Raw genomic sequence first — 12,271 nt, 5'->3', positions numbered from 1 at the left:
CAATTTGATGTTAAAAATCAGCAACCTTTATAAGTCATGTATTGCTGTTCCACATTGAAAGGTTCAGGAGATTATAGTTAATGACCGTTTACGCCGTAGGTGATATCCAGGGATGTTACGAACCTCTCAGACGCCTGCTTGACAAAGTCCGTTTCAAGCCTGGCCGTGACCAATTGTGGGTGGCGGGAGATATGGTAAACCGTGGCCCCGACTCACTGGCCACGCTTCGCTACCTGAAAAGTCTCGGTAGCCATTGTACTGCTGTTCTGGGGAACCATGACCTGCACCTGCTAGCTGTTGCTGCACGCGTTCGCCGATCTAAAAGGAAAGACACATTAGCCCCTCTACTCAGCGCCCCTGACCGGGACTCACTGCTTGATTGGTTAAGGTACCGCCCACTGATTCATCATGATAAAAAACGCAAAGTCACCATGGTGCATGCCGGAATTCCCCCGATCTGGACTCTGAAGCAGGCCTGCCTTTATGCAGGCAAGCTGGAAAAAGCCCTTCAGGGAGAAAACTATCAGGAGTTTCTTCAGTTTTTATTCAAATCAGACTCCATCAGCTCTATGGAAGAGGCCTATACCCGTCGAGCTCGTCTCAAACTGACCGCAGCCTACCTGACACGGATGCGTTTTTGTGACCAATACGGTCGGCTTGACCTCGATAACAAGACAGCATCTGCCACAGAGACATTCGCCCCCTGGTACAGCTTTCCTGACAGCCCGGTCTACAAGGAACGTATTATTTTTGGTCACTGGGCCGCCCTGGAAGGCAACAGTCAGCGAAAAAAAATCCATGCTCTTGATACCGGTTGCGTCTGGGGACGCTGCCTCACTGCCCTGAACCTGGACGACTACACTACCACCTCAGTAGACTGCTGCTATGAGGATGAATGAAATGGCTAAGAGAAGTTTGTTGAACACTTTGGGCCCTTAAGTACTCAACCATACGAAGTCATATTTTCTGACTTTTTGTTCAGGCACTCGCGGCAACTGCTCCTGCGTTGCTCTAGCTCCTGCATCCATGCAGTCGTGATGCGTTGCAACTCTGGTCACATAGCTTGCTATGTTCCCGTCGTTGCGCCTTGCAGAGCACCTGCCCAGTAAGCCAGAAATATTCGATTCCGTATGACTGAGTACTTAGCGCCTTCTTTTGAAATTCTGACTTTGCTCGGAACGCCCGGTATTGTGTTCTCTTTTTTGGTGCTTCAAAAGAGCCTCATGATTCATACAGACTACCCCGCATCCACAGGTTACTGGATCGTAGTCGTCTGCCCCCCAGGCATCACCTGTAAAGATTGCCTCTGGATGCAGCGTGCAGCTATTTGTTGGGTCATCCATCGTAAACGTAAATTTAAATGTATGAGGTTGCTCAAAGGGTTGTGTTTCTGCCATCTCATGATCATAACAAGTGTGGGTCGTCGAATTCTCCAGAGGACCCAGCGACCAATCAGCTGGCTCGCTAATATCGATTATTTGAGGGAGTTTACAGACGCCTGCGCAGGAATCGACAAAACAATTTAAACCCAAAGTATGCTGGGGTTGTCCAGGGCCTTCGTTACCGCCGCCTGAGCCTGAAGACCAAAAGCTGGAAAAAGCTTGGGGGGTTGCTGTTCCTGAGGCTTGCTGACTGGAGGACGATGCTTCTGCTGATGGCGCTTTTTGTTGTTGACTGTGACCAGGAAGCATCATAGTGGTGACCGCAAACGGGTCACCCTGAGTTGCCTCCAGTTGACCCAACGATTTATAGAACGGTGAATCGGCGTTCCAACAGCTTTTCAAAAGCGCGCCTACAGCAGCAAGTGCTTCTGCAGTCAGCCGTGAGTAGGGTTTAGAGTCAGGGGTGCCATTGGTGGTCAGAACCAGTTCGTAAGCAACCAGCAGATTAGTAGCGTAAATCAGTTGCCACGAAATCGACTCAATAAAAGACGTTTTCACTCCGTAACCGCCAAGACTGAATGCTTCGTTATCAGTTGGCAAATTTGATCCTGAATCGGCGTCGACACCGTATGACGGCTTGTCAGACAATCCATGCTCGCCAGACTCTATGGAAAAGCTCTCGCCCGGATAAACGCCACTCTGTTCAAACTCGACAACAAAACTTCCTTTCAATGATCTGGCCTGACAAATCACAGACAGAGAGAGCATCAGCAACAGCAGTGCCAAAGAGAGTGGTTTTTTCAAAATTTTTTCCTTACATCTGTTTTGTGTTTTATGTCTTCTGTCTTGTGTTTTTGATTTATTAGATTGGAAAAGTAGACAAAGAAAGTGATAGTTCAAGAAAGCAAGCGTATTTTTCTGTCAAAAACCAAAGGTTTCACTGGTAAAAAAAACCTCTGCGGCAAACCCGCTACAGCAGAATAGTCACCGGCTTTTTACAACCGTTCTGAAGACTTCTGTCATCTTTTTGTGATTTTGTTTTCTACTTCCTATAAAGTTTCCCTAAGGTCTCGTACAATACTCGCCGACAAAGCCATTAGCGCTATAATGAACCCCCTATAGCGAACTCCGTTAACAGCGGTTCAGCGCCATTGCATCGCGGTGGCTCAACAAGAATGATAAAAGAAGCTACGGAACTGGCTAGATATGGCACGAAAACCAACAAAAACAGCCACATTCGTCTGGGAAGGTAAGGACAAGAGTGGACGGAAGGTCAAGGGAGAAATCCAGAGTGGTAGTATTGCCCTGGTCAAGGCCGAACTCCGTAAGCAGGGAATCAGCACCACAAAAGTCAGAAAAAAAGGTATGTCACTGGGCACAAAGGGCGGCAAGATCAAGCCCATGGACATTGCCCTGTTTACCCGCCAGCTCGCTACCATGATGAAAGCAGGTGTACCCCTGCTTCAGGCTTTTGATATTACCTCTGACGGCATCGAAAAGCCTGCCATGAAAGATCTCATTGGCAAAATCAAGAATGATGTTGCCGGTGGTTCCACCCTGGCCGACGCTCTGAGAAACCATCCCATTCATTTTGATGACCTCTATTGCAACCTGGTCGCTTCCGGTGAGCAGTCAGGCTCTCTGGAGTCACTGCTGGACAGAATCGCCACCTACAAAGAGAAGACCGAGGCCCTCAAGGCAAAAATCAAAAAAGCAATGAAATACCCCATCGCAGTCGTGGGTGTTGCGATGATCGTAACCGGTATTCTGCTGGTCTATGTAGTGCCTCAGTTTGAGGAAGTATTCCAGGGGTTTGGAGCCGAGTTGCCTGCCTTTACCCAGCTGGTTATCGGTATCTCTGAAGTGGTTCAGAGTTCATGGCATCTGGCGATAGCCGTTCTTGTCGCCTTCGGATTCCTGTTCAAAAAACTGTTGCAGAAGTCCAAAGCAACCAGAGACAAAATGGATCGAATCACCCTCAAGATCCCGGTGATTGGTGTTATTCTTGATAAATCAGCGGTAGCCCGATTTGCCAGGACTTTATCGACGACGTTTGCCGCCGGTGTCCCCCTGGTGGACGCCCTCGATTCGGTTGCCGGTGCTGCAGGTAACGTCGTCTATTTCGATGCTACCCAACGGATCAAGGAAGACGTATCCAGCGGTCAGCAACTCCAATTTGCCATGAGAAACTCCGGCATATTCCCTGCCATGGCCGTTCAGATGGTGTCGATTGGTGAAGAATCCGGCGCTCTGGATGAAATGCTCGATAAGGTTGCTACCTTTTACGAAGACGAAGTCGACAACATGGTAGATGGACTGACCAGTTTGATGGAACCTTTGATCATGTCGGTTCTTGGTGTGCTGGTTGGTGGTCTTATTATTGCCATGTACTTGCCTATCTTCCAGTTGGGGTCTGTGGTCTAACCAACGGCTGGCAGTGAGGACATAGATCGTCCACTGCCTTTCCTTCGAGCCAACCACATGTTCCTCCTGATTATTGACCGTTAATACACTAAGCCCCTGGAAACAGAAAAATACCTATCTTGCTGCTGGGTTCTGGCAGGGCTTTTTTTTCTGGTCTGGATTGTCATGAACTCCATCCACATGAAAGCTGGTGCCATCCAGATTTAATGCCTTGCAAGGAAGTTTCAGATGATTGACGACCTTGACGGCCAGATTGAGATACAAGTCGCTAACACCAGCGTCGTACAAACTGTCGAGAGCCCGACCAAGTACCTTGTCGTTCAAGTGTTCAGCCTGTATACCTTCCCCGATAAGGAGGTCAATCGGTTTATCCTCAAAAAACTCAGGGAGCATGTACAGAGTTTGCCCCGTAAAGCCCATGCCATTGATGATCATTGCAACTACAGCTTGTCCAATAGTGACATTACGAACATCGGAGTCATTTGTGATACGGGCATCAATATATTCGGCTATCTTAACTTCCGACACATAGCGGCAACCAAGCCAAGGTGGTTGAGGTTCTTAGACTGGTATTGAGCTTGAGACATGTTGGTGTACCTGAATGTCTGTTTATTTCTTTGACAACAGATTTTAGGTAAATATCAATCGGGGTGATGAAAGGCAGCTACAGCATGTTAAGTACTCAACCATACGAAATCATATTTTCTGACTTATTGTTCAGGCACTCTGACTGCGTTGCTACTCTGGTCACATAGCTTGCTATGTTCCCGTTGTTGCGCCTTGCAGAGCACCTGCCCAATAAGCCAGAAATATTCGATTCCGTATGGCTGAGTACTTATGGTGGATTAAACTACCGACACGAAAATAGTGGATCCTGCTCAATTTGGAACGCACTGCGTTCCAGTTTACAAAAGCCAGATAAAATGAGCGCATGTAAAGCAGGTCGTGGCCTGCGCTTATGCGTAGCCGCTGTGCGGGGAGTTAGCTGTCATCGTCAGCATTTTGGATACGGGGGTAGTTACCTGAAATTTCAAAGAGTGAGTGAGCTATAAGTGCAAGCCTATAAAGAGAAGCCATGCCAGTGTGATGAATATATGCATCATTAATAAGTGCAGCTATGGCTCTTTCATTTTCTGTATCTGAATTGTAATTTGCCTGGCTACCATTGTAAAAATGGTTAAATCTTTTAAATGTATTAAAATCCCAATCTCTAGTCCTGTTTCTAATAAATTTGATAACTGAAGATCCTCGACCGAAATTTCTTTTAAGCTTAGCTAAGGCTTCTTGTTCGTGGAGCGTATATTCTTGAGTGTTTTTTCCCAAAGCCGGGTCATCTCCATAATTAAGCCATTGCCCTACAATATCAGAGCAATAACTTGTATTCTTAACCATAATAATGCCTGTATTCGGTAAATGACCACCATCTAAGAAATCTGACTCTTCATAGTACCAGTAGTCCCGAGAAGTTATAATGCAAACTTTCTCTTCAACTGAATCTATTATTTTATCAAGATGGCTTTGATCATTCTTGAAATCATTGATCACAATGTCATCATCAATCCAGGCAATCCATTTCCCAGGTTTTACCCGACCCTCTTTCAGGAATTTCTTAATTAAAAATATTTTCCCCCAATAAGGCTGCATACCTTGCATCCAATTCATCAAATCTACTGAGTCATCATCCTGACTATTCTGGCTAAACAATACAAACTTATAGTTAGTGCGTCTTGCTTTTGAAAATGCCAAATGATTTTTTGCAACGGCCAGCGAATAGGGTTTCCAGGTTCCTCCCGATAGAATAAAGTCTATATTTTTCAATCCATGTATTGCATTGCCATCAATTTCAGAGGCATTTGGAACAGAAGAAAGAGCTGCTTTAAGAATATTTGGCTTGTTGAAATTTGTCTTGGAATATCTAGAATAATTATCTCGATATGATTTAGATTGTCCTTCAAAATCAGCTTTATTACTGATTTCTAATTCAAGGTTATTTTTAACATTCACATATAAATAACTCTCTTTAGAAAGCTCTGTATAAATATATTTATTTAAATTATGCTTTTTATCCTCATTTTCTATTTCAGTGATACTTTGCTCATATGGGCTTTTCCAGAATCTATTATCACCATCGCTTGGAATTGTGCTGTCAGCTGAAAGCCATAAAGGGATTAATGATAGAGAAATGTATCTATATTTTTTCATAACGCTTAGAATTCCATTTAATATTCATATATTTTCGGCATCATCATGATATTTTAAACAGGATGGGATGCAACTAACAAAGCCTTCCAACCGACGCACCTCAGGCGTGCGGTTGAAGGCGGACCCGCTGTGTCATGATTATTGTCCCGGTTATTAATTAATCTACTAATAAAACCGTCGGCGGTAGACAGTTTATCGTTCCTCGTTATTCTGAAGAACGGAAAGCCGCTATAAGTACCTGGCCAGTTGGTTTCGCATATTCTGGCGAGTGGATTTTTTCATCCTTCAAGGCGCAACGACGGGCGCGTAGCCATAGCTACGCAACCAGAGTTGGAACGCAGAAGGGTGGAAAAAGCCGCCGTCCAGAATATGCGAAACCAACTGGTTAGATACTTATTATTGAAAAAGCTTTTACCATCCGTTAATCGCTCTGTTCCCTGGGTTGACTAAAAAGAAGGCATTAGTGAGCGACTGGCAGCATTTGAAGCGATTGCTGCAGAACTCTAGACAAATCCACACTGACTATATTGGGTGCCTTGGCTGGTAACAGTTTCCGGCACCTGTCAGTATTTTTAATACATTGTCATTATGGTCTGAGTCGCTGGCAGGCCGTAAAGACTTTCAGAGGATAGCCCGACAGCTCAATTGAGACTGCACCCAAGAATGCACTGACGCCAAAAATCAAGTAGAGTAACCCCAGAAACAGCCATGAGCCAAAGTGTCGCTGCTATCGAATTATAATGCGCCTCTGAACCTGAACGAGTGGCACTTTAATACTAAGAAAACCGGATTTATTGACTAATGGCACTCATAGAATTACTGCAATCTTCGCCCACTTACTTCTACCTGACCCTGACTCTGGTCGGCCTTCTGGTCGGTAGTTTTCTCAATGTTGTTATTTTGCGCCTGCCGGTGATGATGGAACGTCAGTGGAAGCTGGATTGTCTGGAAACACTTCATCCGGACAAGGTGCCCACTGAGATGGAGCCTTATAACCTGATCAAGCCCGACTCCACCTGTCCAGGCTGTGGTCACAAGATTCGGGCCTGGGAAAATATTCCGGTTATCAGCTACCTGTTTTTGAAAGGTCGTTGTTCTTCCTGCAAAACCTCTATTTCTGCCCGCTATCCGATCATTGAGATGATCTCTGCCCTGCTGACCGTTGCTGTTGGTATCTACTTTGGCGCCACTCTCCAGACAGTTTTACTTTGCTTTTTAGTCTGGTCCCTGCTGGCATTGACCATGATTGACCTGGACACCCAACTGCTGCCAGACAGCATTACCCTGCCCTTACTCTGGCTGGGCTTACTGGCCAACAGCTTTGAATTATTTATTCCGTTGCAGGACGCAGTGCTGGGTGCTGCTGCCGGTTATCTTTCGCTCTGGTCTGTTTACTGGTTATTCAAACTGCTGACGGGCAAAGAAGGTATGGGCTATGGTGACTTTAAACTACTCGCTGCGCTCGGTGCCTGGATAGGTTGGCAAATGCTGCCACTGATTATTCTGCTGTCTTCACTGGTAGGAACCATTGTCTCAGTGGTACTGATCATTCTCAAAAAACAGGAACGGAGCAAACCTGTTCCTTTTGGACCTTATCTGGCCGCTGCCGGTTTTATTGCCCTGCTTTGGGGGGAAACACTGGTTCAATCTTATCTGCAGATTATGGGGCTGTGAGCTGAGCATGAGTAAGTTGGTTATTGGCGTAACGGGCGGCATCGGCAGTGGTAAAACAGCCGTTACCGACTACTTTTCCAGTCTCGGTATTACCGTGGTGGACGCAGACCAGGCTTCAAGAGAAGTGGTGGAACCCGGTCGGCCAGCTCTGCAAAAAATTGCAGAACGACATGGTCAGGATATTCTTACTGATGAAGGTACACTGGATCGAAGAAAACTCAGGGATATTATTTTCAATGACGACAGCGAACGTGTATGGCTGGAACAGCTGCTGCACCCTTTGATCCGTCATCAAATTATTCAGGAACTGGCAGCGTCTGAGTCTCCTTACACCATCATCGTTTCACCGCTTCTGGTGGAAACCGATCAACATGCGCTCACCGATCGCATTCTGGTTGTCGATGTCCCTGAAGACATTCAGCTTTCAAGAACCATGAGTCGGGACGGCATGGGCAAAGAACAAACCCGGGCCATTATGGCCAGGCAAGCCTCCCGGCAACAGAGGCTGGAGAAAGCCAGCGACGTAGTTGATAACAGCGGCTCTCTGGAGCAGCTGTTTCAACAGCTGGATGAGGTTCACAAGACTTACATGGCTTTGGCAAACGCATGAGCCCTATTGGGGAAGCCTGGTTTTGCCCGGACCCTCAAATGCCCGGACGCCATCCGTTGGTAATCGGGTATCGGCGGTCTCGCCCAAAACCACGGGGAGTAATGCGAACCCCGACCACCGCCTGCCGACGCTTGAACTCATTAACGTCAATCAGGCGCAGCACCCGATAGACAGTATCCCGGTCAAAACCGGATTCGATAATGGCTTCCGCGCTTTTATCTTCTTCCACATACATTTCGATGATTCGATCCAGTTCATCGTAGGGAGGCAGGCTGTCTTCATCCACCTGATCCGGTGCCAGTTCGGCGGAAGGCGGGCGATCGATCACTCGTTGCGGAATCACATAGCCCAAAGAATTTCGGTACTCGGACAATTCAAAAACAAGCGTTTTTGGCACATCTTTCAGGGCATTGTAACCACCGCACATATCACCATAGAGCGTGGCATAGCCTACCGCCATTTCACTCTTGTTACCGGTAGTGAGGACCATGTAACCTTTTTTGTTGGAAATAGCCATCAGCATAACGCCCCGGCAACGGGACTGAAGGTTTTCTTCTGTAGTGTCCTTTTGGGTATTCTCAAACTGGGCACTCAGCGTTTCCATAAACGCATCAAACATCGGTGCAATGGGCATGACGGAGTAATCGACACCCAGAATATCGGCTTCTTCACGGGCATCTTCCAGACTCATGTTTGAGGTATAACGGAATGGCATCATAACCGCCTGCACCCGCTCAGCGCCCAGGGCGTCAGAGGCAATGGCCAGAGTCAGAGCGGAATCAATACCACCAGATAAACCTAAAACAACGCCTTTGAAGCCATTTTTATTCACATAATCACGAACACCTGTAACCAGAGCTTTGTAAACCCTTTCATGAAGGCCTGGCAGTTCTGCGACGTCTTCCTGATCAAAAGCCTTGTCTACTATGTCGAAACGGGTTGTGTAGAGACCTTCAGCAAAGTAATCGGCCCTGACAGCAACCTGCCCATTGCCGTTCATAGCAAAAGAGCCACCGTCAAACACCAGTTCATCCTGACCACCCAGCAGGTTGACATAAAGCACAGGAAGACCCGTTTCCAGACAACGGCTGCGGATGGTTTGGTAACGGATAGATTGCTTATCTTTGTGAAAGGGAGACGCATTGAGACTCAAAATCAGCTCGGCCCCGGCATCCGCAGCCTGCTGGGCTGAAGAGGGATACCATAGATCTTCACAGACAGTCAGTGCCAGCGTTACCCCTTTACACTCAAAGACGCAGGGTTTCTGTCCCGGCATGAAATAGCGTTTTTCATCGAAAACCTGGTAATTCGGCAGATGTTGTTTGGCGTATCGGGCCACCACCTGACCGTCTCTCAACACCACGGCCTGATTTTCCAAACCATGAGCCCCCATGGCGGGCAGTCCAATCACCAGGTCAACGCCTTTAATCACACTGAGCTTGCTGATGGCCTGCTCAATTCTTAACACCATACTGGGCCTGAGTAACAGATCTTCAGGAGGATACCCACAAAGTGTCAATTCAGGAAAAACCACCAGATCGGCATGATGCTGATCACGGGCTTCTTCAGCCGATTCGATCACCCGTTGGGTGTTGCCGTCGATGTCGCCCACCTTGAGGTTAAGCTGAGCCATGACGATATTGAGCTTCGCTGACATTGAAAAGCCTGATGCCTTAATCTTGAATTTGAGAGCAGGCTATTTTCGACGATGTTGCAGCCGGTGTAAAACTCAAAATGATCCATGATTATGGCCTAGAAATCACCCTCAAAATCAAAGTCCATATGTTCTGCAGGCTCCTGAAGAAAGTCGCCCTGGATGAAATCAACACCGGTATGCCACAGTGGTGCCATTTCAACAGCACTCTGGACCTGGGGAACAATCACTTTCTGACCTTTTTGCGACAGCGCCTGAACCATTTTCTTGAGTTCTTCGCCCTGATTTTCGCTGGTCAGATCTTTGGTGAAAGACGGATCAACCTTGATATAGTCCAGGGTCATTGAGGCAATGGTTTCCATAGGGTTCAAACTACAGCCAAACTCACTCACTCCAGTACTGCAACCCAACTCCTTGACCGCCTTGAAAAAGTCCGGTGCCTGTTTATTGAAGCGGACAATATTCTGCTCACTGACTTCCACAACCACTGATGAAGCAGGAATACCTGCTGCCTTAAGTGCAACGCCCATCCAGGGCAGGAACTCCTTCTCAAGTATGGCGTTACCGCCGAGGTGCATAAAGAGTCGGATTTTATCCTTTGTGCGGGTTCGGCTCAGAAGCGCTTTTCCTGCTTCTATGACCTGCCAACGATCGACTTTGCTCCAGAGCGCATTTTTATCGAGCTTGTTTCGGAATGCCAGTGAGTCATGTTCACGACCTCTGGCATCCAACATATGCAGCTGAACTTCAAAGTGCTTTTCAGAAGAACCTTTCAGACTGACCACAGGCTGGTACTTCAATTTGAAATTGTCATTTTTCAACGCCTGACTGACCATGCCTGCCAGATGCTTCTCCACAGAACTGACCGTATTAACCTTACGTCTCTGGAAGAAACAAATCTTTCCGCCACCTTCTTTTTGAGCCTGTGTGGCAGCATGACGGGCTCTGACCAGCTGAGTATTAAGATCGCTGCAGGAATCGGTCAGTATGACACTCCCCAGACTCAGCTTGACTGGAAGCTCATTTCTTCCCAGTGTGACTCTCTCTTGTGTAACGCCCTTAATAACTTGATCGGCCAGCTCCCGCACTGCCTTTTCATCACTGGCCTTAACCAGAGCCATAATACAGTCGCCGCTCCAACTGGCAGCCTGATGTTCTATCAACACCAACCCGAGACGTGAACTAACTTCCTTGTAGTAAGGCTGGCTGACTCTTTTGCCTCCTTTGGCATGAAGTGCCCGCAGTGAATCGAGAGTAATACAGAGCAAGGCAAATTGGTCTTTGCCTGCGACCACTCTCTGCATGGCAACATCCATCTGCTCCTTGAAAGCTTCTTTATCATAAAGATGGGTTTCAGTGTCGGGACGTGCGACTCCAACGTCTTTCTGGCCAACTTCCGAAGTTCCTTCGGATTCCCGGGTTCTCACCAAAACGCTCAGTGTATAACGCCCCTCATAGGAAGTAGGACTGACTATAGCCCTGACCGGCACTTCCTTATCCCGATCAGCCAGCAGTGGACATTGAATGGCTGCCAGTGCCCGGCCACTGTCTTCGATACTGTTCAGGAAGTCACCCACATCCCTGCGATCTTTGTCTGCAACCAGATCAGTAAAGGGTTTACCGACAAGACTGGCGTTGCCATCAATCCCTACCAGCTCATTAAATGCCGGGTTTGAGTATTTAATCTGACCTTCACTGATGTAGATGATGGCATCGATCTGATCATCCAACAGGTGACGCCTCTGCTTCTCTGATTCATTCAGGGCAACACTCATGCGTCGATAGTGACGCCGGGTATTAAGGTCGGCAATTTCCCGATCAGAAGTCAGCAGAAGCAGTTCATCATTATCCTGGGTAATGACACTTCTTACTCCCAGCTTAAGCCATTCCAGCTGTTCTTCTTCCTGCTCTTCTTCCTGTTCTTCTGACAACACGATGGCAGGAATATCCCTGCCCTGCTGGTCAACCCGATCAAGCACTGAACTGATTGTTAATCCTTCTGGCAAGTCTGCTGATGAGATAATCAGCAAATCCCATTTCTGATGAGAGGACAGGGCTTCATCCAGACTTTCCATAGCGTTGACATGATGAGCACGGGTCGGGTATCCGGCATCCCGATAGACATTCAGCAGTGCCTCGGCTTCTTCAGAAGAAGCATCCACTATCAACAGCCGGACAGTATCCCTTTTTTCCTGCTCCATGGCATTGACCTGATTCAACGAGAGTTTAAGGCTTATCTCATTCTTATAACTGCCATACGCCTGAAATCATTAGCCCCTGCCAAAAAAACACCTTGTTTTTATCCGTCTGGCTTCTTTGTAAATA

General features: G+C 47.3%; 8 protein-coding genes and 1 pseudogene. 4 read left to right on the top strand and 5 right to left on the bottom strand.

The features are described 5' to 3' along the window. The first annotated feature begins 80 nt into the window (after positions 1–80). The gene (locus tag ACOMHB_RS09060) at positions 81–899 is read left to right on the top strand and encodes a symmetrical bis(5'-nucleosyl)-tetraphosphatase (protein ID WP_448216362.1); all 819 of its coding nucleotides are present in this window, start codon (positions 81–83) and stop codon (positions 897–899) included. 243 nt (positions 900–1,142) lie between these two features. Here ACOMHB_RS09060 and ACOMHB_RS09055 read toward each other — a convergent pair whose 3' ends face one another. Next, positions 1,143–2,186, bottom strand: coding sequence for a hypothetical protein (locus ACOMHB_RS09055; protein WP_448216361.1), 1,044 nt, complete (start codon positions 2,184–2,186; stop codon positions 1,143–1,145). Positions 2,187–2,588: 402 nt separating this feature from the next. Here ACOMHB_RS09055 and ACOMHB_RS09050 point away from each other — a divergent pair, with 402 nt between their 5' ends. Further along, complete coding sequence (locus tag ACOMHB_RS09050) at positions 2,589–3,806, top strand: type II secretion system F family protein (protein ID WP_422132974.1); 1,218 nt, start codon at positions 2,589–2,591, stop codon at positions 3,804–3,806. Between the two features lie 159 nt (positions 3,807–3,965). Here ACOMHB_RS09050 and ACOMHB_RS09045 read toward each other — a convergent pair. After that, positions 3,966–4,393: pseudogene (locus ACOMHB_RS09045) on the bottom strand (DUF4277 domain-containing protein); the annotation flags it as partial. A gap of 394 nt (positions 4,394–4,787) precedes the next feature. Then, positions 4,788–6,008, bottom strand: coding sequence for a hypothetical protein (locus tag ACOMHB_RS09040; protein WP_448216360.1), 1,221 nt, complete (start codon positions 6,006–6,008; stop codon positions 4,788–4,790). An 801-nt stretch (positions 6,009–6,809) separates the two neighbouring features. On the opposite strand from ACOMHB_RS09040, the gene ACOMHB_RS09035 reads away from it, so the two are divergent. Both ACOMHB_RS09035 and coaE read left to right on the top strand, forming a co-directional pair. Continuing rightward, on the top strand, positions 6,810–7,682 hold the full coding sequence (locus ACOMHB_RS09035; RefSeq protein ID WP_448216359.1) for a prepilin peptidase: 873 nt from the start codon (positions 6,810–6,812) through the stop codon (positions 7,680–7,682). Positions 7,683–7,689: 7 nt separating this feature from the next. Then, a complete protein-coding gene (gene coaE, locus ACOMHB_RS09030) occupies positions 7,690–8,292 on the top strand; it encodes a dephospho-CoA kinase (protein WP_448216358.1) in 603 nt (200 codons plus the stop codon). Between the two features lie 34 nt (positions 8,293–8,326). Here coaE and ACOMHB_RS09025 read toward each other — a convergent pair whose 3' ends face one another. Beyond that, on the bottom strand, positions 8,327–9,949 hold the full coding sequence (locus ACOMHB_RS09025; protein WP_448216357.1) for an NAD+ synthase: 1,623 nt from the start codon (positions 9,947–9,949) through the stop codon (positions 8,327–8,329). Positions 9,950–10,044: 95 nt separating this feature from the next. Beyond that, positions 10,045–12,147, bottom strand: a complete 2,103-nt coding sequence (locus ACOMHB_RS09020) for an EAL domain-containing protein (RefSeq protein WP_448216356.1) — start codon at positions 12,145–12,147, stop codon at positions 10,045–10,047. Positions 12,148–12,271 lie beyond the last annotated feature (124 nt).

This window comes from Endozoicomonas sp. 2B-B, assembly GCF_053470045.1.
The sequence above is the reverse complement of the archived record's forward strand: the minus strand, read 5'-3'. Positions and strand labels throughout refer to the sequence as shown.

What these genes read in the sequence shown, in the direction of transcription:
- ACOMHB_RS09060 (WP_448216362.1), top strand. Translation starts at nt 81, where the DNA reads ATGACCGTTTACGCCGTAGGTGATATCCAGGGATGTTACGAACCTCTC.
- ACOMHB_RS09050 (WP_422132974.1), top strand. Translation starts at nt 2,589, where the DNA reads ATGGCACGAAAACCAACAAAAACAGCCACATTCGTCTGGGAAGGTAAG.
- ACOMHB_RS09040 (WP_448216360.1), bottom strand. Translation starts at nt 6,008, where the DNA reads ATGAAAAAATATAGATACATTTCTCTATCATTAATCCCTTTATGGCTT.
- ACOMHB_RS09035 (WP_448216359.1), top strand. Translation starts at nt 6,810, where the DNA reads ATGGCACTCATAGAATTACTGCAATCTTCGCCCACTTACTTCTACCTG.
- coaE (WP_448216358.1), top strand. Translation starts at nt 7,690, where the DNA reads ATGAGTAAGTTGGTTATTGGCGTAACGGGCGGCATCGGCAGTGGTAAA.
- ACOMHB_RS09025 (WP_448216357.1), bottom strand. Translation starts at nt 9,949, where the DNA reads ATGTCAGCGAAGCTCAATATCGTCATGGCTCAGCTTAACCTCAAGGTG.
- ACOMHB_RS09020 (WP_448216356.1), bottom strand. Translation starts at nt 12,147, where the DNA reads ATGGAGCAGGAAAAAAGGGATACTGTCCGGCTGTTGATAGTGGATGCT.